Annotated in this window: 20 protein-coding genes and 1 tRNA gene; 5 read left to right on the forward strand and 16 right to left on the reverse strand. The window is 64.7% G+C overall.

Features of this window, described 5'->3' with window-relative positions; all coding sequences use genetic code 11:
* Window positions 1-3 precede the first annotated feature (3 nt).
* From A3840_RS02705 to A3840_RS02775, 15 genes are all read right to left on the reverse strand, one after another.
* A complete protein-coding gene (locus tag A3840_RS02705) occupies window positions 4-1,128 on the reverse strand; it encodes a divergent polysaccharide deacetylase family protein (RefSeq protein WP_067451473.1) in 1,125 nt (374 codons plus the stop codon).
* An 85-nt stretch (window positions 1,129-1,213) separates the two neighbouring features.
* Window positions 1,214-2,644, reverse strand: coding sequence for a S41 family peptidase (locus tag A3840_RS02710; RefSeq protein WP_245676536.1), 1,431 nt, complete (start codon window positions 2,642-2,644; stop codon window positions 1,214-1,216).
* A gap of 7 nt (window positions 2,645-2,651) precedes the next feature.
* Window positions 2,652-4,046 carry a murein hydrolase activator EnvC family protein gene (locus A3840_RS02715; protein ID WP_067451478.1) on the reverse strand — a complete coding sequence of 465 codons (1,395 nt, stop codon included), beginning with the start codon at window positions 4,044-4,046 and terminating at the stop codon, window positions 2,652-2,654.
* 146 nt (window positions 4,047-4,192) lie between these two features.
* Complete coding sequence (gene rlmH, locus A3840_RS02720; RefSeq protein WP_067451481.1) at window positions 4,193-4,675, reverse strand: 23S rRNA (pseudouridine(1915)-N(3))-methyltransferase RlmH; 483 nt, start codon at window positions 4,673-4,675, stop codon at window positions 4,193-4,195.
* Between the two features lie 154 nt (window positions 4,676-4,829).
* The gene (gene rsfS, locus A3840_RS02725; protein WP_067451488.1) at window positions 4,830-5,222 is read right to left on the reverse strand and encodes a ribosome silencing factor; all 393 of its coding nucleotides are present in this window, start codon (window positions 5,220-5,222) and stop codon (window positions 4,830-4,832) included.
* 183 nt (window positions 5,223-5,405) lie between these two features.
* Entirely contained in the window at window positions 5,406-6,044 is a 639-nt protein-coding gene (locus tag A3840_RS02730) for a nicotinate-nucleotide adenylyltransferase (protein WP_067451491.1), read from the reverse strand.
* Between the two features lie 376 nt (window positions 6,045-6,420).
* Window positions 6,421-7,701: a glutamate-5-semialdehyde dehydrogenase gene (locus A3840_RS02735; RefSeq protein ID WP_067451494.1), complete on the reverse strand. Its 1,281-nt coding sequence runs from the start codon at window positions 7,699-7,701 to the stop codon at window positions 6,421-6,423.
* On the reverse strand, window positions 7,698-8,831 hold the full coding sequence (gene proB / locus A3840_RS02740; RefSeq protein ID WP_067451496.1) for a glutamate 5-kinase: 1,134 nt from the start codon (window positions 8,829-8,831) through the stop codon (window positions 7,698-7,700). Before proB ends, A3840_RS02735 begins: the two co-directional genes overlap by 4 nt.
* A gap of 169 nt (window positions 8,832-9,000) precedes the next feature.
* Complete coding sequence (gene obgE / locus A3840_RS02745) at window positions 9,001-10,044, reverse strand: GTPase ObgE (protein ID WP_067451499.1); 1,044 nt, start codon at window positions 10,042-10,044, stop codon at window positions 9,001-9,003.
* On the reverse strand, window positions 10,041-10,637 hold the full coding sequence (locus tag A3840_RS02750; protein ID WP_067451502.1) for a GNAT family N-acetyltransferase: 597 nt from the start codon (window positions 10,635-10,637) through the stop codon (window positions 10,041-10,043). Before A3840_RS02750 ends, obgE begins: the two co-directional genes overlap by 4 nt.
* Entirely contained in the window at window positions 10,628-11,155 is a 528-nt protein-coding gene (locus A3840_RS02755; RefSeq protein WP_067451505.1) for a GNAT family N-acetyltransferase, read from the reverse strand. Before A3840_RS02755 ends, A3840_RS02750 begins: the two co-directional genes overlap by 10 nt.
* Window positions 11,152-11,679 (reverse strand): GNAT family N-acetyltransferase, encoded by a 528-nt coding sequence (locus A3840_RS02760; RefSeq protein ID WP_082903599.1) that lies wholly within the window; start codon window positions 11,677-11,679, stop codon window positions 11,152-11,154. The genes A3840_RS02755 and A3840_RS02760 overlap by 4 nt, the downstream gene beginning before the upstream one ends.
* A 120-nt stretch (window positions 11,680-11,799) precedes the next feature.
* On the reverse strand, window positions 11,800-12,066 hold the full coding sequence (gene rpmA, locus A3840_RS02765) for a 50S ribosomal protein L27 (RefSeq protein ID WP_067451508.1): 267 nt from the start codon (window positions 12,064-12,066) through the stop codon (window positions 11,800-11,802).
* 12 nt (window positions 12,067-12,078) lie between these two features.
* Complete coding sequence (gene rplU / locus A3840_RS02770) at window positions 12,079-12,618, reverse strand: 50S ribosomal protein L21 (protein ID WP_067451510.1); 540 nt, start codon at window positions 12,616-12,618, stop codon at window positions 12,079-12,081.
* A gap of 248 nt (window positions 12,619-12,866) precedes the next feature.
* Window positions 12,867-13,643, reverse strand: a complete 777-nt coding sequence (locus A3840_RS02775; RefSeq protein WP_067451513.1) for an MBL fold metallo-hydrolase — start codon at window positions 13,641-13,643, stop codon at window positions 12,867-12,869.
* A gap of 357 nt (window positions 13,644-14,000) precedes the next feature.
* Here A3840_RS02775 and A3840_RS02780 point away from each other — a divergent pair.
* Window positions 14,001-14,090: transfer RNA gene (locus A3840_RS02780), tRNA-Ser, on the forward strand.
* A 78-nt stretch (window positions 14,091-14,168) separates the two neighbouring features.
* Window positions 14,169-15,761 carry a tyrosine-type recombinase/integrase gene (locus A3840_RS02785; RefSeq protein ID WP_082903600.1) on the forward strand — a complete coding sequence of 531 codons (1,593 nt, stop codon included), beginning with the start codon at window positions 14,169-14,171 and terminating at the stop codon, window positions 15,759-15,761.
* A gap of 45 nt (window positions 15,762-15,806) precedes the next feature.
* Here the strand turns inward: A3840_RS02785 and A3840_RS02790 are convergent, their stop codons facing one another.
* A complete protein-coding gene (locus tag A3840_RS02790; RefSeq protein WP_131798231.1) occupies window positions 15,807-16,550 on the reverse strand; it encodes a hypothetical protein in 744 nt (247 codons plus the stop codon).
* Between the two features lie 356 nt (window positions 16,551-16,906).
* Between A3840_RS02790 and A3840_RS20235 the strand changes: the two genes are divergently transcribed.
* The 3 genes from A3840_RS20235 (at window position 16,907) to A3840_RS02815 (ending at window position 19,712) form a co-directional block, all read left to right on the forward strand.
* Window positions 16,907-17,173: a ribbon-helix-helix domain-containing protein gene (locus A3840_RS20235; protein WP_067451522.1), complete on the forward strand. Its 267-nt coding sequence runs from the start codon at window positions 16,907-16,909 to the stop codon at window positions 17,171-17,173.
* Between the two features lie 200 nt (window positions 17,174-17,373).
* Window positions 17,374-18,948: a relaxase/mobilization nuclease domain-containing protein gene (locus tag A3840_RS20240; RefSeq protein WP_425388832.1), complete on the forward strand. Its 1,575-nt coding sequence runs from the start codon at window positions 17,374-17,376 to the stop codon at window positions 18,946-18,948.
* Between the two features lie 95 nt (window positions 18,949-19,043).
* Complete coding sequence (locus A3840_RS02815; RefSeq protein WP_067451534.1) at window positions 19,044-19,712, forward strand: hypothetical protein; 669 nt, start codon at window positions 19,044-19,046, stop codon at window positions 19,710-19,712.
* Window positions 19,713-19,818: the final 106 nt, after the last annotated feature.

The raw sequence follows: 19,818 nt of genomic DNA on the forward strand, positions 1-19,818 counted from the left end.
TCTCTAATTCATCAGGGCGCTGGCGGGCACCAATGCGATGCCCTTGGCGTCAAGTTCGCGCGTCCAGTCGGACACGGCCTGCACCGATATGGGCAGGGCGCTGACTATACCAATGGCGCTGCCCGATTCCAGCGCCCGGGCTTCAAGGCTGGCAAGCGCGGCGAGAATGGATGCGCGTGCCGGATTGGCATCGACCATGAGGCTGGCGCGGGCGAAGGGCACCTTGTTGGCCTCGGCCAGTTGCGCGGCGACCGAGCGGTTGGAGCCGCCATCGTCGATATAGCCCAGGCCGCGGGCGCCGAACTCTTCCAGGATGGGGCCCATATCGGCGGCCGAGGCGGTGAAGCGGGCGCCCATATTGTTGATCACCCCGAAATAGCCGCCGAAACGGGCCATGAGCCAGAACAGCTTGTCGAGATTGGCGCGCGGGCTGTCGCCGGTGAGGATGGTGTGCGGGCCCGGATCGTTCTGCGGGTAGTCGAAGGGCTCCATGGGCACTTCGAGCATGACCTCGTGGCCGGCGGCGCGGGCGGCGGCGACGCCGTTGGCGAGCGAGCGGCCATAGGGGGCAAAGGCCAGGGTCACGTCCGCGGGCAGGGCATCGACGGCATCGAGCGAGCCCTGCTCGTTGATGCCGAGCCCGGTGACGATGAGGGCGATGCGCGGGGCGTTCCCGCCCAGGGGCGGCGCCGGCCGGCGATAGGCCAGATAAGGCGTCAGGCCGGTGCTGGACATGCGGGGAATGGGGCCGTTGGCGGTTTCCTCGCTGAGATCGGGCAATATGGCCGGGCGACCGGCATCGCTGGTATCGGCGAACGCCGCGGGGTCCATGCCCACTTCCGGCGTGGCGCCGGCGGGGAATTGCTGGGGATCGGCAATGATGGTGGCGGGGCGGCTGGCGACCGCATTGGCGACGCTGTTGCCGTCGCGGGTCGAGGTGATGGCGACTTCCGCGCTGGGCCGGCCGCCATCGGGATCGTCGACCAGGACGACCCGCAGCACGACGCCGCCCAGGACCAGGACGATGAGGGCAAAGAGCAGCCGGGCCAGCGGAAAGTGAAACGGTCCGCTGCGTTCCCTCGTCCGGCGCTTGCGCCCGGTCAGGGGCGTCGAGAGGTCATTGGCCATGGGCGTTCCGCGCGTGCCCTTGCGAGGCGGTTCGACAGGAGCCGGGGGCCGGTCGGTCCCCGGGCAGGATCAGCGGCCCGGCGGCTCATTCCGCGACGGGCGGAAAGGCCGGGTTGGTTTCCTCGCCATTGATCAGGCGGATGGCATATTGCAATTGCGCGTCCTCTGCCTTTTCCAGCGGGACATAGACGGAGGAGCCCACCGTGGATTCTTCCTGGCCATCGATGGTGATGTGGCCTTCCAGGCCCGCCTCGCCGATGATCTCGTCGCGGCCCTGGAATTCCTCGGGCACGACCTGCTTGATCTCGATGTCGGGGGTGATGCCCAGGGCCTGGATCGAGCGGTTGTTGGGCGTGTAATAGCGCGCCGTGGTCAACCGCATGGCGCCGTCCGGCCCCAGCGAGATGATGGACTGCACCGAGCCCTTGCCGAAGGAACGGGTGCCCACCAGGGTGGCCCGCTTGTGGTCCTGCAGGGCGCCGGCCACGATTTCGGAGGCCGAGGCCGAGCCGCCATTGATGAGGACCACCATGGGCACGTCGGCCAGCTTTTCGTCCAGCGCGTCGGGCATGGCGTCGTAGCGGGCGCTCTCGCCTTCAGTGCGGCCCCGGGTCAGCACCACGGCGCCGCGATTGAGGAAAGCGTCGGCGACATAGACGGACTGGTCCACCAGCCCGCCCGGATTGTTGCGCAGGTCGAGGATGATGCCCTTGGGCGCCACGTCGTCGCGCTCGGCATAGATGGCCTCGATGGCCCGTTCGATGCCGACAAAGGCCTGTTCGGAGAAGCGGGAAAGCCGCAGCAGGGCGACATCGCCTTCCATGGACCAGCGCACGGCGCGCAGCGAAATGATGCCGCGGGTCAGCTCGAATTCGAGCGGATCGGCCACGCCTTCGCGCACGATGGTGATGGTCACCTTGGTGCCGACCGGGCCGCGCATCTTCTCGACGGCCTCGTCCTGGGTCATGCCCTGGACCTGCTGACCATCGATCTCAACGATCAGGTCGTTGGACAGGATGCCGGCGCGGGCCGCGGGGGTGTCGTCGATGGGCGAGACCACCTTGATCAGCTGGTCTTCCATGATGATCTCGACGCCCAGGCCGCCGAACTGGCCGGAAATGTCTTCGCGCGTCTCGTCGTAATCGGTGGGCGGCAGATAGCCCGAATGGGGATCGAGCGAGGTCAGCATGCCCTGGATGGCGGCGCGGATCAGCTCCTTCTCGTCGGGCGGATCGACATATTCGGCGCGGATGCGGTCGAAAATCTCGCCGAAGAGATTGAGATCGGCATAGACCTCCATGGGGTCGCGCGGGGCGGCGGCCTTCTCGGCCTCGGTCGGCTCGGGCTGCTCGCCCATGGGATTGGGCGCAGGCGATTCCTGCTCGGACGGGGCTTCGTCCAGCGGCATTTCTTCACTGGGGGCCGGAGCGGGCGCCTGGTCCTGGGCGATCAGCACAGAGGCCGGCACCAGCAATGCCGCGCAAATGGCGGCGGCACCAAGGATTGGGAAACGCATGAAGAGATTATCCCGTCTGTTCGTTGGCGGCCCACCAACCCGCGGGGTCGAAGGGCTCGTTGTTCTGTCGAAGTTCAATATAGAGGGTTGGCTGGGCGTTACCAGCACTGGTGGTTACGGTCCGTCCAATTGTCCGTGATCCCATAAGGCCCAGCGGCTCACCCATCTGCACGAACTGGCCGATCTCGACCATGATCGAATCGAGGCCCGCCAGCAGGGCCGTATAGCCCCCGCCGGTATTGAGAATGACGATCTGGCCATAATTGAGGTAAGGGCCCTTATAGAGTACCCAGCCATCGGCCGGCGCCAGCACCTGGGCCTCCGGGCGGGTGAGGACGGACTGGCCCTGGGCGATGCCGCCCCTCCCGTCATTGGCGCCGAAAGCCATGGCCAGGGTGCCGTTGGCGGGCTGGACCAGATAGCCGCGCGCCAGCGGGAAGGGCACGGCCGGCTGGGTGCGCGCGGCATCGGCAAAGGCCAGCTGAATGGCTTCGGGCGACAGCCGGGGCAGGTCCGGATCGGTGGCGGGCCCGGCATTGGCACCGGACGCGGCGCGTTCGGACAGGGCGCCGATCAATTCGCGCAGGGTCGCGGCGCGCTCGGCCAGTTCGATGGCGGCTTGTTCCTCGGCTTCGAGCTCGGCGCCCATATGGGCAATGCCCTGCTTGCGGGCGGCGATCAGGGTGGCGATGCGAAGCTGTTCTTCTTCAAGGACTTCGTGATTGGCCTTGAGCATGGCCTCCTCGGCGAGGGCGGCGGCCTTGATCTCGTTGAGGCTCTTGAGATCGGCGGCGACGCTGTCGGCCTTGGCGCGCAATTGCGGGACGATGGCGGCGATCAGCATGGCGCCGCGGGCCGAGCCCAAGGCATCGTCCGGATCGACGATGAGGGCGGGCGGCGGATTGAGGGAAATCCGCTGCAAGGCCGCGAGAACATTGGCGATTTCGGCGTCGGCGCCATCGAGGCGGCCCCGGACTTCGAACTCGCGGACGATGAGATCGGAGAGCCGTTCCTCGATATCGGTGACCTCGATCTCGGCGAGCTTGACGCGCTGGCCGGCGGCGATGAGGGCGGCGTTCTGCTGGACATTGTCGCCTTCCATGGCGGCGATTTCGGCCTTGAGCTCGTCGATGCGCTCGCGGCTGAGCGAGAGGGAGGCCTCGACCTCGGCAAGGTCGGTGGCGCTGGCCGCCTCGGGACCGGGCTCTTCCTCGTCCCCGGTAATTTCCTCTGGATTTTCAGGGCTTTGATTGGTGTCGAGCGAAAGGCCGGGCCGCAATTGGGTCTCCAGCGTTTCGGCCGGCGCGGGCTCGGTCTGGCCAAGGGACGGCGCGCCGGCGAGCCCGCAAAGCAGCAGGCTGGCCAGCAGAATCTTGGTCACGCTTGCCGGCGGCAAGGGCATGGGCTCTCCCCGAATCAGTGGCCGCACCTTAGCAAGCCGGCGGCAAAGAGCCGGTTAACATTGCTTAACCATAGGCGGGATCGGGGTAACAGACTGTTGACGTCGAGCGCCGCGAAAATCGGATCTTTCCTGGCAAAGGACAGCGTTCAGTCACCGCGATGATAGGGATGGCCCGAGAGGATGGTGGTGGCGCGGTAAAGCTGCTCGGCGAGCATGATGCGCACGAGCTGATGCGGCCAGACCATGGGGGAGAAACTGAGCGTGAGATCGGCGGCCCGGACCAGGTCCGGATCGATGCCGTCGGCGCCGCCGATGACGAAGCCGATGGCGGCGCGCCCATCGTCGCGCCAGCGGGCGAGCTGATTGGCGAAGGCTTCCGAGGCGAGGCTCTTGCCGCGTTCGTCCAAGGCCACGACCAGGCCATCGGGCAGGGCGGCGCGGATGGCTTTGGCTTCCTCGGTCTTGCGGGCGGCAGCGGAGCCGGCGCGGGATTCGGAGAGTTCGAAGACGTCGAAGCCGGTGAGCGCCAGGGGCTTGCCGGCGCCCTGCGCGCGCTCGAGATAGCGGGCCACGAGCTCGCGCTCCGGCCCGGTCTTCATGCGGCCGATGGCGGCGATGGAAATGCGCATGGATCGGTCCTTAAGTGGCCCGGCCATTCGAGCTTAGCTCTCATGACCTTCTCGCCTCAATTCGGTCCACTGGACCGAATTGCCCTTCGGGATGGCTCGAAGCCCCTCACCCCAGCCCTCTCCCCGGAGGGGCAAGGGGGCGACCGCCGATGCTTCAGTGCTGGTCGGCGGCGAAATCGGCCTGCCACATCTTTTCGATGTTGTAGAATTCGCGCACTTCGGGGCGGAAGACGTGGAGGATGACGTCGCCGGCATCGACCAGGACCCAATCGGCATGGGTCAGACCCTCGACGCGCGGCTTGCCATAGCCGTTTTCGCGCAGGGCGGTGATGACCTGATCGGCGACAGCGGCGACATGGCGGTGCGAGCGGCCGGAGGTGACCACCATATGATCGGCCAGCGAGGATTTGCCGGTGATATCGACCGCGACCGTCTCTTCGGCCTTGGCGTCGTCGAGCGTGTCGAGGATGAGGTCGATGAGGGGCTTCTGGGTCGCGGCGGCGGGCGCCGGAGCGGCGGAAGCGGTGTTTTCGGGCAGCGCGGCCATCAGAAACGGCCTTCCGCCCATGCGCGGGCATGGGTCATGCGTAAGTCAAGCATCCTTGGTTGTTGATCGGAATATAGCGGCGTCGTGACAACGGCAAGCCGTCTGTTCCTGTTCCGGTGACAATGATCACACTTGAGCACCAATATGCGCTTTCGGGGCCGATTTCGCAAGATGAGGCCGCGATCACGCTTGCCTGGGGGGGGCGCCGTTGCGGATGGAGGAGGAGGAAAGGGTCGATTGGCGGCCCTGGAGATAAATCCAGGCGGGCGGCCGGGCATAGGCGAGCAGGGGCGCGGTCCGCTCGTCGTGCTGGGCGTGATCGAGCGTGGCGGCGGCGCGGGAGGCCAGGGCCCGGCGGCCGGCGCCGGGGCGGACATAGACGGCGATGGGCACCATGGCGGCGATATCGCGCCAGCGCTCCCAGCGATGGAAATCGGCCAGGCTGTCGGCGCCCATGATCCAGACGAAGCGCCGGTCGGGCAGGGTCCGGGTGAGAAAACGGATGGTCTGCCAGGTATAGGCGAAGCCCTTTTCCGCCTCGAAACCGGTGACGCGGACGCGCGGATGGCGAATGCGGGCCCGGGCGGCGCGCACGCGCTCGGCCAGCGGCGGCAGGCCGGAATTGTTCTTGAGCGGATTGCCGGGCGTGACCAGGACCCAGAGCGCATCGAGTTCCAGCCGGCGCATGGTTTCCTCCATGACCAGCAGATGCCCGTCATGAATGGGATTGAAGGAGCCGCCGAAAAGGCCGATGCGCATGCCGGGAGCGGAAGGCGGCAAGGTGGTGATGCCGGGTATGCGCAGGGGTGGGCGCAGGGTCATGGGCGGCCTTCCCTTGGGGAAGCGGTCGGCGCGACTCTATCGGTTCTTGTGCATCCCTCCCCCTTGAGGGGAGGGAACGAGGGAGGGGGTCCATCAGTGGAAAACAGAGGGACCCCCACCCCAGCTTTGCTAAGCCTGCGGCTAAGCTGCGCTACCCTCCCCTCAAGGGGGAGGGTGGGAAGGGGCCGATGGTGTTGGGTCTCGTCCTTCTCCCCTGGTGGGAGAAGGTGCCCCGGAGGGGCGGATGAGGGGGGCGGCGTTACACACAGGCCCCGAACGTGTGGAGAGAACCCCTCACCCTGGATTTTTGCTGAACGCAAAAATCCTGTCCCTCTCCCACAAGGGGCGAGGGGAGGAACTGAGTTTGTGGCGAACATCAAGGCCTTGTCTGCCCGTTGCCGCGGACGCGGTATTTGAAGCTGGTGAGCTGTTCGACGCCGACCGGGCCGCGGGCATGCATCTTGCCGGTGGCGATGCCGATTTCGCCGCCGAAGCCGAATTCGCCGCCATCGGCGAATTGGGTGGAGGCGTTGTGGACCAGGATGGCGCTGTCGATGCCATTGAAGAATTTTTCGACCGCCTCGGCATCCTCGGCGATGATGGCTTCGGTGTGGTGGCTCGAATAATGCTCGATATGGGCAATGGCCGCTTCGAGGCTCTCGACGATCTTCACCGAGATGATGGCGTCTTCGTATTCGGTGCGCCAATCCTGTTCGGTGGCCGCGACGGCCTCGGGCACCAGGCCCATGACGGTGGCGTCGCCGCGAATCTCGCAGCCTTTGGCCACGAGGGCCGCGATGATGGGCTGGAGATGGGTGCCGGCCACGTCCTGGTGGACGAGCAGGGTTTCGGCCGCGCCGCAAATGCCGGTGCGGCGCATCTTGGCATTGAGGGTGACGGCGACGGCCTTGTCGAGATCGGCGCTCCTGTCGATATAGACATGGACCAGGCCCTCGAGATGGGCGAAGACCGGCACGCGGGCCTCGGACTGGACCCGGGCGACCAGCGACTTGCCGCCCCGGGGCACGATGACGTCGATATTGCCGTCGAGACCCTTGAGCATTTCGCCCACCGCTTCCCGGTCGGTCGTGGGCACGAGCTGGACGCATTCCACCGGCAGGCCGGCCAGATGCAGGCCATCGAGCAGGCAATCGACAATGGCGCGGGAGGAATGGAAGCTGTCGCTGCCGCCGCGCAGGATGACGGCATTGCCCGATTTGATGCAGAGCGCGCCGGCATCGGCGGTGACATTGGGGCGGCTCTCGAAAATGACGCCGATGACGCCGAGCGGGGTGCGGACGCGCTCGATATGAAGGCCATTGGGCCGGTCCCATTCGGCAATGACGGTGCCGACGGGATCGGGCAATTCGGCAATGGTCTTCACCGCCTCGATAATGCCGTCGATCCGGGCATCGGTGAGGAGGAGCCGGTCGAGAAAGGCGCCGGATATGCCCTTTTCCCGCGCGGCGGCCATGTCGAGCGCATTGGCGGCGAGAATCTGCTTGCGGTGCGCGTTGAGGGCGCCGGCGGCGGTGAGCAAAGCGGTGCGCTTCTGTTCCGGCGTGGCGACCTTGAGGGCGTTGGCGCCGATCCGGGCATTGCGGCCGATCTCGCGCATGGTCTCGGCGATGGTTTGCTTGGCTTGAACGGCGCTCATGCGGTCGTTTCCTCCTTGGAGCCGGTGAGGACCAGATTGTCGCGGTGCACCATTTCAGCGCGATTGCCGGCGCCGAGCAATTCGACGATGGCATCGGTTTTCTTGCCCATGACCAGGCGCGCATCGTCGCTGTCGAGGCCGGACAGGCCCCGGGCGATTTCGCGGCCGTCCGGATCGAGCACGGCAATGGTGTCGCCGCGTTCGAAGGCGCCGGTGATCCGGGTGACGCCGACCGGGAGCAGGGAGCGGCCCTGCTTGAGCGCGCCGGCGGCGCCGGCATCGACCTGCACGCTGCCGGCGACGGCCAAAGTGCCCATGATCCAGCGTTTTCTGGACTGGGCGCGCGAGGTGGCGGCAAGGAAGAGGGTGTGGAGGCCGCCTGAAGCCAGCTTCCGCAGCGGATGGGCTTCGGTGCCCTTGGCGATGATCATGGCGGTGCCGGCCAGGGTGGCGATCTTGCCGGCCTCGATCTTGGTGGTCATGCCGCCGCGCGAGAGATGGCTGGCCGCGCCCCCGGCCATGGCCTCGATGGCGGGTGTGATGGTTTCGACCAGCGGAATATGGGCGGCGCCGGGATCCCTGGCGGGGGGCGCGGTATAGAGCCCGTCGATATCGGAGAGCAGGACCAAAAGGTCAGCCTCGATCATGGTGGCGACGCGGGCCGAGAGCCGGTCATTGTCGCCATAGCGGATTTCGGCGGTGGCGACGCTGTCGTTCTCGTTGATGATGGGCACGGCGCCCAGGCCCAGCAGGGTCTGGATCGTGGTGCGGGCATTGAGGAAATAACGGCGTTCCTCGGTGATATTGGGGGTGATGAGGATCTGCCCGGTGACGATGCCATGGCGGCCCAGCGCCTCGGCCCAGGCCTGGCTGAGCGCGATCTGCCCGGCGCTGGCGGCGGCCTGGCTCTGTTCGAGCGTGAGGGCGGGCGCGGCCAGGCCAAGCAGGCCCCGGCCCAGCGCAATGGCCCCGGAGGAGACGATGACGATATCGCGGCTTTCCGCCTTGAGGGCGGCGATGTCCTCGGCCAGATCGGCGAGCCAATCGGCGCGCAGCCTGCCGGCCTTGTCGACGAGCAGGGCCGAGCCGATCTTGATGGTGATGCGGCGATAGGGGGCGAGGGGGGTCATTTTGCGATCTCGAGCTGACGCATCGGCTCCGGCGCTTCCCTCCCCCTTGAGGGGAGGGATCGAGGGAGGGGGTTCGGGACTGTCAAAGCACTCCGAGGTGGGTGAGAGGCCGGAACCCCCACCCCAACCCCTCCCCTCAAGGGGGAGGGGCCAGAGAGCATCGAGAAGCTCACGGCGTCCATTTTGTTTCCGTGGCTCGCTTTTCCAGTTCCGCCGCCTCGGCTTTTTCGGCGTCGAGGAAATTGAGCACGTCCCAGAGCACCTGCTCGACGCCGGCGCCGGTGACGCCGGAGACGAGGCGCACTTCGGCCTTGGACGCCTTTTTCAGCGCCTTGACCTTGTCCTCGATCTCCTCGTCGGTCAGCGCATCGACCTTGTTGAGGACGACGATCTCGGCCTTGTCGGCCAGCACGTCGGCATAGGCGGCCAGCTCGTGGCGGACGGCCTTATAGACATGGACCACGTCTTCATTGGTGCCGTCGATCAGATGGATCAGGATATTGCAGCGCTCGATATGACCCAGGAACCGGTCGCCGATGCCCACGCCCTCGCTGGCGCCCTCGATGAGGCCGGGAATGTCGGCCAGGACGAATTCGCGCTCGCCGATGCGCACCACGCCCAGATTGGGATGGAGCGTGGTGAAGGGATAATCGGCGATCTTGGGCTTGGCGGCCGATACGGCGGCCAGGAAAGTGGACTTGCCGGCATTGGGCTGGCCGACCAGGCCGGCATCGGCGATGAGCTTGAGGCGCAGCCAGATGCCCTTTTCCACGCCCTCCTGGCCGGGATTGGCGCGGCGGGGGGCCTGGTTGGACGAGGTCTTGAAATAGGCATTGCCGAAGCCGCCATTGCCGCCCTTGAGCAGCACGACGCGCTGGCCCACTTCGGTGAAATCGGCGATCAGGGTTTCCTGGTCTTCCTCGAAGATCTGCGTGCCCTTGGGCACGCGCAGCACGATATCCTCGCCATCGGCGCCGGTGCGGTTCTTGCCCATGCCATGCACGCCCGTGCCGGCGCGGAAATGCTGCTGGTAGCGGAAATCGATCAGCGTGTTGAGCCCTTCGGCGCAGATTGCGATCACATCGCCGCCGCGGCCGCCATTGCCGCCATCGGGACCGCCGAATTCGATGAATTTCTCGCGGTGGAAGCTGACGGCGCCGCCGCCGCCGGAACCGGACTTGATATAGACCTTGGCCTGGTCGAGGAATTTCATTGTTTTCGGTCTTTCCAGGTGTCCATCGCGTCGCGTTCGCCAAGCCGGGCGCCGGAAGGGCGGCTCTGCTGGAAACGCGCGCGCGTCAATTGAGTGTCGATATGCTCCACCTCGGCCCCGCGCGCAAGGCAGAGCAGGGTGGAACGGCCGGTCTCGGTGAATCCGAGCTTGCGCTGGATGGCGAGCGAGGCGGCGTTGAAATGGAAGACGCCGGAATAAAGGATGGGCGCGGCGCTGGCGGCGAAGAACCAGCCCAGGCTCGCCGCCAGGGCCTCGCTCATGATGCCGCGGCCCCAGAAAGGCCGGCCCAGCCAATAGCCGACGATCGGGCCCTGGGCCCCGGAATGGAAGCCCACCTGGCCGATATAGGCGCCATCCATCTCGATGGCGAAATTGGTCTGTTCGGGGGGATGGACCGGGCGGCGGCTGCGCAGCCAGGCCTGGGCATCGGCCAGCCGATAGGGATGGGGCACGCGGGCGAGATTGCCGGCCACGGCGAAATCGTCGAGATAGAGCGCGATGGCTTCGGCATCGCCCCATTGCGGCGGGCGCAGCAGCAGGCGCGGCGTCAGAAGCGTGTTCTTCAGGCGCATTGGCGGCCTTCCCGCGCCAGCCATTGGCTGCGCGCCAGGCTGGTGACGACATGGGGCACATTGTGCTGCAAGGCCTGGGAAAAGCGCATTTCGCGGCCCTGTTCGCGGAAGCCCAGCTTGGCCTGGACGCGCAGGGAGGGCCTGTTGTCGTGCTGGGCGCTGCAGGTGACGGCATCGCGTCCGCATCCGGCGAAGTGCCAATCGAGCAGGGCGATGGCCGCCTCGCTGAGATAGCCGCGACCCCAATGGGGGCGAGCGATCCAGAAGCCGAGCTCGCCGATCAGCGAGATGCAGCCGATCAGCCCCTTGCCGGGCAGGTCGATGATGAACAGGCATTGCTCGGGGCAATTTTCGGGCGCCTGGCGCAGCCAGTCGCTGGCCATGGAGAGCGTATAGGGCCAGGGCAGATGGGTGAGCCAGCGGGCCACGGCGAATTCGCCGATGCCCAGGGCATAGCAGGGCGCGTCGTCGGGACGGGGCGGCCGCAGCAGCAGGCGGGGGGTGCGCAGCTCGGTCATGATTCGAAATCCAGCGCCATGAGCACCATTTCCCGCCCGGCGAGATTGCCGTCCGCCTCGATCCTGGTGCCGGTTTCGCGGAAGCCGGCCTTGCGCAGCACATTGCGGGAGCCGGCATTGTCGACCAGCGCGCGCGAGCGCAGGGCCCTTGCCCCCGCCGCCCGGGCCGCCGCCACCAGGGCCAGGGCCGCCTCGGTGGCATAGCCATGGCCCCAATAGGGCTCGCCCAGCCAATAGCCGAGCTCGGGCGCCTGGCCCTCGGCGAAATGCAGGCCAACCACGCCGATCAGTTCGCCCTCGTGCAAGAGGCCATAGCAGGCCTCTTCCGCGCTGGGCACGATCTGCTCGATGAAGAAGCGGGCATCGTCTTCCGTATAGGGGAAGGGCAGCCGCGCCATCCATTTGTGGACATTGATATTGTTGCAGAGCCGGGCGATGGCCGAAGCATGGGCCAGGGTCGGCGCGGCCAGCACGAGGCGCGCGGTGGACAGCGTGGCGGGCAGGCGATGCTTCAGGGCGATCATGGCACGAAACTCCGAAATGCGAAAAGGGGAACCGGCGGACCGGTTCCCCTTTGCTTTGCATTGTTTCTGCCAAACAGCGCCGGGGAACAGGTCTCCGGCGGGTTGGTCAGGCCTGCCGGGTTATTCGGCGGCCTCTGCCGGGATGACAGACACGTGTACTTTGGAGTTCGCGCGGGTGCGGAACGACACGGTGCCGTCCACCAGCGCATAGATGGTGTGGTCCTTGCCCAGGCCGACGCCGGTGCCCGGCGCCCACTTGGTGCCGCGCTGACGCACGAGGATGTTGCCGGCGATGACAGCTTCGCCACCGAACTTCTTCACGCCAAGACGACGGCCAGCGGTATCACGACCGTTGCGGGACGAGCCGCCTGCTTTCTTATGTGCCATGGTCCTGTCTCCTTATTCCTTGTCGGCCTTATCGGCCTTCTTGGCCGGGGCCTTCTTCGCCGGCTTTTCAGCGGCGGATTCGTCCTTGGCGGCAGCGGCCTTCTTGGTGGCCGGCTTCTTGGCCGGAGCCTCGGCCTTTTCGGCCTTGGGCGCGGCAGCCTTGGTCTCAGTCTTCTTGGCCGGAGCCTTCTCGGTCACCGCTTCGGTCTTTTTGGCCTTGGCCGCGGCCTTGATCGTCGGCTTGGCGCCGCCGGTCAGGATCTCGGTGATGCGGACCGTGGAGAGCAGCTGGCGGTGGCCGTTGCGGCGACGCGAATTGTGGCGGCGACGCTTCTTGAAGATGATGACGGTCTTCTGCTTCTTGGTCTCGACCAGTTCGGCAGCAACCAGGGCGCCTTCCACCAGCGGAGCGCCGATGGTGTCGCCAACCATGAGAACCTGGTCGAAGGTGACGATGTCACCGGCCTCGGCCTCGAGCTTCTCGATCTTGATGACGTCGTTGGCAGCAACCTTGTACTGCTTCCCGCCCGTCTTGATAACGGCGAAAGTCATATGTCAGCCGGCTGGTTTGTCCAACCGGTCCCTATCTGTCGCGCTCTGTGGCGCCGCGGCTTTCGTGCCTGTCCGCGGGCTTTTCGAAGAGATGGGGCCGAAGAATTCAGCCGGCAGCCTCGAGCAGCGTTTTCAAACAAAACCAGCGCACCGGACGGACCAGTGCGCAGGATGGATGGGCTTATCGGGGGAAAAGCCCCAAGAGTCAAGGGCGGAAGCGCAGGCATCCGCCCCCTGGCGCAGGCCTCTCAGCCGCCATTGGGATACCAATTGCGCAGCCGCACCTCGATGCCCTCGTCGACATCGGTTTCGAGCGGGGCGAGGTCGCTGTCCCCGTAATGGTAGGGATAGATTATGGCGGGCCTGAAGGTGTTGATCGCTTCCACGGCCTGGTCGGGGGTCATGGTATAGGGCAGGTTCATCGGCAGGAAGGCGACATCGATATCGATGAGGGCCAGCATGTCGTCAGTGGGCTCGGTATCGCCGGCGACATAGACCTGCACATCGCCGAAGGTGAGGACATAGCCATTGCCCACGCCCACGGGGTGATATTGCATGCGGTCTTCGGTGGTGTTGTGGGCGGCGATGGCGCGCAGCGGGATATCGGCCAGGGTGCCGTCCTCGCCATTGGCCAGAGCCGTCGCATTGGCCTTGAGCGCTTCGGGCAGCTTGTCGAAGACATCCCTATTGACGATCAGCGGCACGTCGCCGGCAATGGCCTCGAGCGTGGGCACATCGAAATGGTCGCCATGGCCGTGGGTGATGAGGATCGCCGAAGGCGCGGGCAGGGCCGCATAGAGATCGGCGCCGCCGACCGGATCGACATAGATGGCCTTGCCGTCCCATTCCAGCACGAGGCTGGCATGATCCACCGGATGGATGACGAGGTCGCCGGCCTGGGTGGGAATGGTATCGGACATGGCATCGGACATGGGGGCTTCCTGGGCGCGGATGAAGGGGCCGGCGGCCAGGCCGGCCAATGGCAGGCTCGCCATGCCGGCAACGATAGTGCGACGGGTGACCATGGTGCAATTCTCCCTCGAATGCTGCTGCTCTGCATCAATGCGCCGGACCCCGGGCGGGATCGGGCCCGCACGCGATTGTGACCATGCGCCGGGCGCGGAACGGCGGGACCAGGGGCCGGCCATAATGTTCTCCGGCACAATGGCAGGCTTGTGACGGCGGCGAAAGAGCGGCCGCGCTGTCCGCCGCCGGCCCGGCAAGGCGGTTTTGCCCCGGCGCGACCCGGGGCCGGGCATGGCGCCGCCGGAGAATTTTCCCCCGGTCGGGGCGCAGAAGGGGAGTTGCAGCCGCCCCGATGCTATGTCATAAGCCGCCCCGTATCGACCAGCCGCGTCCCCATCGGACGCTTTCGATCTCGCGGAGAGATGGCAGAGCGGTTGAATGCACCGCACTCGAAATGCGGCATAGGGGCAACTCTATCGGGGGTTCGAATCCCTCTCTCTCCGCCATTCTTAACCTACTGATTTCATTGAATATTTGACGTCTCGGGCGGGCTTTGTACCCAGCAATGTACCCGAGGCGGTCGTATGCACCTCACAGCGCGTTCCAGCGGCTGGCGATTCCAGATCAGAATTCCGCGTTCCCTTGAGCCCTGTTTCGGCACCGTGCCGGTCAGGCTCAACCTCGGACCATTACCAAAACGCCCGGCATTGCGTGTGGCGCGTTTACTGGCCGGTCATGCCGAGCGGCTATTCCGTGCCGCCGAAACGGGGAACACCATGACCGATATGAGCCGCGACGAACTGGTCGAAGAATTGCAGGAACTGCTGGTGCAGGTGCTGGCCGATGCCGAAGCCACCATCGAGAGCCTTCGTCGGCAACGCGAGATGGAGGTAAGGACCGTCACCTTGCGCTTGCAGACGGAACGATACCGCGACCAGTTGGATATGCAGGACCGGTTGAAGCTGCTGGGCGGCGCTATCGACGGCCTCGCCAAGACTGCGGAAAGCCTCCCGAAGAGCCAGCGCGACGATATTGCTGCCCAGATCGCGGCATTGTCGGCACAGGTTCAGCAGGTCTTGGCCGGTGGCCCCGACAAGCCCATGCTATTGGACCAGCTTGAGGTTTGGACCGGTCTTCGCAAGGACCACGCGCAGGACAAGAAGGTAAAGACCGACGCGAACCGCATTCGCGATTTCGTCGAATATGCCGGCGATAAGCCGGTCAACCGCTATCGGTTCTCTGATTTCCAGAGCTTCACCAACGTGCTGGCGAGATCACCGGCCAACATGACTAAGGAACGGACGTTTCGCGGCATGACGCGTGCTCAGGCTGCTGATCATAATGACACCCTGAAAGAACGCTTTCCCACGCTCACCGGCAAGGCCATCGAAACAAACTATCTCAGCCCGCTTCGCATGTTCTTCAAGACGATGGCGGCAGAACATGACTTCCGCTCCCCATTGGCAGACATGAGTCCGACCATTCCGAATACGGCCCGAGATTCCGTGGTCCGTGTGCCCTTCACCGTCGAGGAACTGAACATCTGGTTCAAGGCGGCGGCGCAGGAGAAACGGCCGGACCTCAAGTGGCTGCCTCTCTTGGCGACGCTGACGGGTGCCCGCGTGGGCGAACTGATCTATTTGCAGGGCAAGGACGTTCGCAAGATCACGGACACGCTCTGGGTGGCAGACTTGACCACAGACCTCATCATCGAGGGTGAAGAGACGGAGCGGCAGATCAAGAACGAAACCAGCCGCCGCCTGTTCGCGCTGCATGAGGTGCTGGAGCAGACCGCATTCTATGACCACTGTGCCAAGCGTAGAGCCGACGATTGGCTCTTCCCCCATGCCTTCAAGCACGGCAAGGAACTGGTGAAAGACCCCGCCGATGCCGCCTCCAAGCGTCTCAATGGCCGGTTAGAGAAGCTGGGCATCCATCGACCCTATGAAACCACCTTCCATTCGAGCCGACACACCGCCAAGGACATCATGCGGGTCGCCAAGATTGACCCCCGCACCGCTGATCGCCAGACCGGTCATGCCATGAAATCAGCAGGCGATAACTATGGCAAGAAGACCTTGCTAGTCGAGGAGGTCGAGGTGCTGGTTGCATTGAAGCTGCCGGAGGGGCTGGACCTGTCGCCCTATATCACCAAGCCGAAGCCCAGACTGACATAAGGTGCAGGAGCGGTCGTATCTTAGGACGGTGGAGTCGGCGTGGGCTCATAACCTTCCCGGCTCCGCACGCACCTCTACGGGTCGTTCCGCTACCGTGTCGTAATCGCATTCATAGATATGCCGCTGCATGGCACCGAACCCGTTCTGGAACTGAATCTGATCACCGATGTAAGTGACGATGCCGCTGTCCTGATTTCGCCAGCGGTAGTGGGTGAACTTCATACCCAGGAACCCATCGGTCCATTCGAAGTCATATCGTGCAAGACGTTCCACCTCGCTGTCGCAGGCGAATGACGCGGCCAGAAGGTGCTCCTCTGCCCAGCACGATAATTCCTCTCGACATTCTGCCTGTTCGGCCTCCTTGGCCGCTGCTTCTGCTGCGGCGACGCGTTCTGCTTCTGCGGCGGCGGCGAGACGCTGCTCCTCTTCCACCCTTGCCTTTTCTTCAGCAGCCGCAGCTTGTGCGGCAGCTTGGACTTCAGCCGCCTGTGCGGCAGCCGCTGCGCGCTCCCGTTCAACTGCGTCCTGCTCTTGGTACCAGATTGCGGCGCTGGTTACGCCCGCCTCAGCGGCTAAGCGCTTGTCGGTTGAAGAACGCCACCCCAAGGCCGCATCCTCCTGGCCCTGGAAGATGACCCCGACAATGGGCGCGACCACCACGGCGATCATTGCGAAGCCGAAATTACGAAACGCCCGCCGACGCTTGGCCTTCGAGAAGATGGCGACAGCGAGCGACCAGAGCGCAAAAACGGACGCCGCGAGAAACGCGAACATGGCAGCAGTAGACATGAATACCCCCAAACAATGCGGGCATTATGCTGTCGACGGCCTGACCGTCAATCTTAAGGGGCGACTTCCATGATCGTCGCCACATCCAGCGGGCCGCTGTCCGTCCGCTTGATGGCTGCTCCCGGCCCTCGTCCCGCCGGCAGACGATCTGCCGCAAGGCGTGCTGGCGCACAGGTCATGTCGATTTGTCCGTACAGCCCTATTGCGGTAATATAATACCACATCCAATATAGGGTCTACCCGATGGAGAGGGAGCCAGCCATGTCCGCTGCACGGACAACTGGCAGGGGGCTTAGCCCCCGTGCACCCCCCGAGAAAAGAGGCAGATCATGCGCAGGTGCGACAAACGGCTTGAGATGCGGCTTCCCGAACAGGAGAAGTATGCCGCTGAGACCATGGCCGAAAGCCGAGGTGTCACGGTTTCCGAACTCATTCGCAGAGCCTTGCGTGCCTACGGTGGCCTCCCCCAGCCCTTGAATGAGGAAAACCGCTCTTGCGTTGCCGCCTTGCGCCACCGCGTGAATGCGCTGGAGGCCCAGCTGGAGAGTGGCGACCTTATGGGTGTCGCTGCTGGTCTCCGGCAAGCCCACGAGGACGCCCAGGCATTGTTGGGGCGGCAATAAGCATGCTCATCAAGGCAACCCGCATCAGAGCAACGACAGGGGCCAAGGCTTTGGCCCTACACCTCACGCAGGGCGAGGACAATGAGAGCATTACGGTGCTGCGTGGCACCATTGCGGACCTGCACGACGCCGTTTCCGACGCGAAGCGATTCAACCGGGTATACGCTTTGCGCCATTTCGTCATCGCGCCCCAGGTGGCGATGAACCGCCAGCAATTCGAACGGGCCTCACGGGCGCTGGGCAATGAATTCGGATTCGACCCGACCATGGCACTGGTGGTGGAGCATCAGAAGGCCCGCGCCGTCGAAGGGGCGACTGACCGGCATTGGCATATCGTTGTGCCCGAGACCGACCCGGCCACCGGGCATGTCTTATCATCCCGTTTCGACCGTGCACGGCATGAGAAAATTGCCCGACTGCTCGAACTCGAGTTCGGCCATCCCATCGTCGCTGGCGCACATGACATGGCCGTTCTCGCCGCTTTGAGAGGCGAGGGCCACGACGAACTTGCGGGCCGTTTGGCAGGCGCTCTTGGGCACGGGTCGAAGCCCGTTGCGGCCTATAGCGTTGAGGCTCACCAAGCTGGGAAACGCAACGGCATCGATCTGGCTTTGGCCCGCCAACATATCCGGTTGGCATGGGCGTCCAGCGCCAATGGTGACGACTTCCGCGCCCGCCTCGCCGGTCATGGCCTTGAACTGGCGGCAGGTTACAAGGCCGGTGTCGCCATCATCCGTGACACCGCAACTGGCAGCGTTCTCGGTGCCGCCAATCGCTTGGCCGGAGTTCGTCGCGCCGAGCTCAACACTCTCCTCGAAAGGAAACATCATGACCACCAGCAGCCTGCCGACCGCACCGAATGCCGCCCAGATGATCCTGCAGGACACGGCCATCCTCAAGCGCGACCTGACCATCATTCTGGAGTTGGCGAAGGCCACGGCATTGCCAATGGAGGGAGAGCAGGCGTCGGTACTCACCTCAATGGTGAACCTGTTGCAGATGATCGTGAACGGGGTCGAGCAGAACCGGCAGGCCATCGAGGTTCTGCACCAGCGTCTGGACGAGCCGGGGATCGCCCAGACCTTGCGGCGCATGATCGACGCGGACTGATCGCTGCTGTGGCCGAGGCGGGTGCGGCGGTCTTGGCCCTGTCGAAGACCAGCATCGGCCAATCCCAGACCGAGCGAACAGTGCAGCATCTGGCAGCGTTGGAAACGCAGGCGCGGGCAAAGATCGCCGCCACCGACGCCAAGCCAGAAGCCTCAGTGTCGAACCGGCTGCATGCGGCCCGCCTCTATCGAGACGGTACGCATGCCCGCCATGCCGAAATACTCAAAGGCTACCGCATCGCACAGGAGAGGCTTGCCGCCCAGCCCGACCCGCGCCGCACCCTTACGGATCGGTTATTGGGGCGGCAGCCGGTTAGTACCGGCATGGAGGCATTGGAGCGAGATGTGGCTGCCGCCCGCGCCGACCTGATCGCTGCCGAGAAGGCAGCGGCAGGTGCTGACGGGCATCTGGCGAGGGTGGAGAGGACAGAAAAGGCCGAGCGCTCCCAGCATATGGCACAGATGGAAACGCAACGCCGGGCGGCCATGGAAATGCTTGCCGAAGTTGTCATGGCCCAGAGGATGGTGCGGGCATTTCCCGCCCTTGCCTATACCGGCCCGAGCTTCACGGCGTGGTCTGCTGGTAAGATCGAGCGGAAACGTAGGCGGGGATTGAGGGACCCGTGGGCGCGGAACATCTGGGGTTTGCCTCTAGATTTCGGCTGACAACTCAGGAACAAACTCCAAAACAAACGTTGATTCAGGAATAAATGTCATTTAGACAGGTTGTCAGTGAGGACAAACCCTTGATGGAGGACTAAATGACAAACGTTTACGCAACACCCGAGAAAATCACCATGAAGGCCTACCTGTTCAAGATTGCCGTGGAGGCCTTGGAATCGGACGGTTGGCGCGTCGAGCGCGTGCCCGGCAGTGGCAAGTCCAGCGTGCGTCGCATCACCCGTGGTCAGGAAAGCAAGGTAGTTTCGATCCGAACGACTCAGGACACGTGGATTGCGTTTCCACGTCTCGATGGTGACACCGGTTGGCGCACGCTGGATGAGGTGGACGCAGTGGTGCCTGTGTCGGTGGATGATCGGGACAATCCCCGCTTCGCCAAGGTGCATCTGGTCGATGGCGATGAAATGCGCGACCGCTTCAACCGGGCCTATGACGCCAGGAAGAAGGCAGGGCATTCCATCCCCGTGGGGCGCGGTGTTTGGGTGTCGCTCTATCTCGAAGACGCCATTGACCCACCAACCCATGTTGGGGCAGGTGCAGGCCTCAAACACAAGCCCATAGCCACAGTCGCCCTTTCGCCCGACATGCTGTCATCGGTCGATGAGCAGGACGATGACTCGCAGGCGTCAGCGCCGAGCAGTGGCAACGTTGACGGTGAGGCGCCGTTGACCATTGCTGAGGCCAAGCGCCGCCTTGCCCAGACGTTCGGCGTTTCCGAAGCCAGTATCAAGATTACCGTGGAAGCGTGATGGGCCGTGCCCAAGCGTTGGGTTGGTGTCACTTTCGATTCGTGCGAGATGCGTTTCCAGCCGGTCACCAAGCTGGAAACGCACCTTACGCACCCGGCAGATACGG

The sequence above is a fragment of the Devosia elaeis genome, from assembly GCF_001650025.1.
Taxonomy (GTDB): domain Bacteria; phylum Pseudomonadota; class Alphaproteobacteria; order Rhizobiales; family Devosiaceae; genus Devosia; species Devosia elaeis.

Bases quoted from the DNA above. Each gene is read 5' to 3' on its own strand.
- A3840_RS02705 (WP_067451473.1), bottom strand. From the start codon at position 1,128: ATGGCCAATGACCTCTCGACGCCCCTGACCGGGCGCAAGCGCCGGACG.
- A3840_RS02710 (WP_245676536.1), bottom strand. From the start codon at position 2,644: ATGCGTTTCCCAATCCTTGGTGCCGCCGCCATTTGCGCGGCATTGCTG.
- A3840_RS02715 (WP_067451478.1), bottom strand. From the start codon at position 4,046: ATGCCCTTGCCGCCGGCAAGCGTGACCAAGATTCTGCTGGCCAGCCTG.
- rlmH (WP_067451481.1), bottom strand. From the start codon at position 4,675: ATGCGCATTTCCATCGCCGCCATCGGCCGCATGAAGACCGGGCCGGAG.
- rsfS (WP_067451488.1), bottom strand. From the start codon at position 5,222: ATGGCCGCGCTGCCCGAAAACACCGCTTCCGCCGCTCCGGCGCCCGCC.
- A3840_RS02730 (WP_067451491.1), bottom strand. From the start codon at position 6,044: ATGACCCTGCGCCCACCCCTGCGCATACCCGGCATCACCACCTTGCCG.
- A3840_RS02735 (WP_067451494.1), bottom strand. From the start codon at position 7,701: ATGAGCGCCGTTCAAGCCAAGCAAACCATCGCCGAGACCATGCGCGAG.
- proB (WP_067451496.1), bottom strand. From the start codon at position 8,831: ATGACCCCCCTCGCCCCCTATCGCCGCATCACCATCAAGATCGGCTCG.
- obgE (WP_067451499.1), bottom strand. From the start codon at position 10,044: ATGAAATTCCTCGACCAGGCCAAGGTCTATATCAAGTCCGGTTCCGGC.
- A3840_RS02750 (WP_067451502.1), bottom strand. From the start codon at position 10,637: ATGCGCCTGAAGAACACGCTTCTGACGCCGCGCCTGCTGCTGCGCCCG.
- A3840_RS02755 (WP_067451505.1), bottom strand. From the start codon at position 11,155: ATGACCGAGCTGCGCACCCCCCGCCTGCTGCTGCGGCCGCCCCGTCCC.
- A3840_RS02760 (WP_082903599.1), bottom strand. From the start codon at position 11,679: ATGATCGCCCTGAAGCATCGCCTGCCCGCCACGCTGTCCACCGCGCGC.
- rpmA (WP_067451508.1), bottom strand. From the start codon at position 12,066: ATGGCACATAAGAAAGCAGGCGGCTCGTCCCGCAACGGTCGTGATACC.
- rplU (WP_067451510.1), bottom strand. From the start codon at position 12,618: ATGACTTTCGCCGTTATCAAGACGGGCGGGAAGCAGTACAAGGTTGCT.
- A3840_RS02775 (WP_067451513.1), bottom strand. From the start codon at position 13,643: ATGGTCACCCGTCGCACTATCGTTGCCGGCATGGCGAGCCTGCCATTG.
- A3840_RS02785 (WP_082903600.1), top strand. From the start codon at position 14,169: ATGCACCTCACAGCGCGTTCCAGCGGCTGGCGATTCCAGATCAGAATT.
- A3840_RS02790 (WP_131798231.1), bottom strand. From the start codon at position 16,550: ATGTCTACTGCTGCCATGTTCGCGTTTCTCGCGGCGTCCGTTTTTGCG.
- A3840_RS20235 (WP_067451522.1), top strand. From the start codon at position 16,907: ATGCGGCTTCCCGAACAGGAGAAGTATGCCGCTGAGACCATGGCCGAA.
- A3840_RS20240 (WP_425388832.1), top strand. From the start codon at position 17,374: ATGAACCGCCAGCAATTCGAACGGGCCTCACGGGCGCTGGGCAATGAA.
- A3840_RS02815 (WP_067451534.1), top strand. From the start codon at position 19,044: ATGACAAACGTTTACGCAACACCCGAGAAAATCACCATGAAGGCCTAC.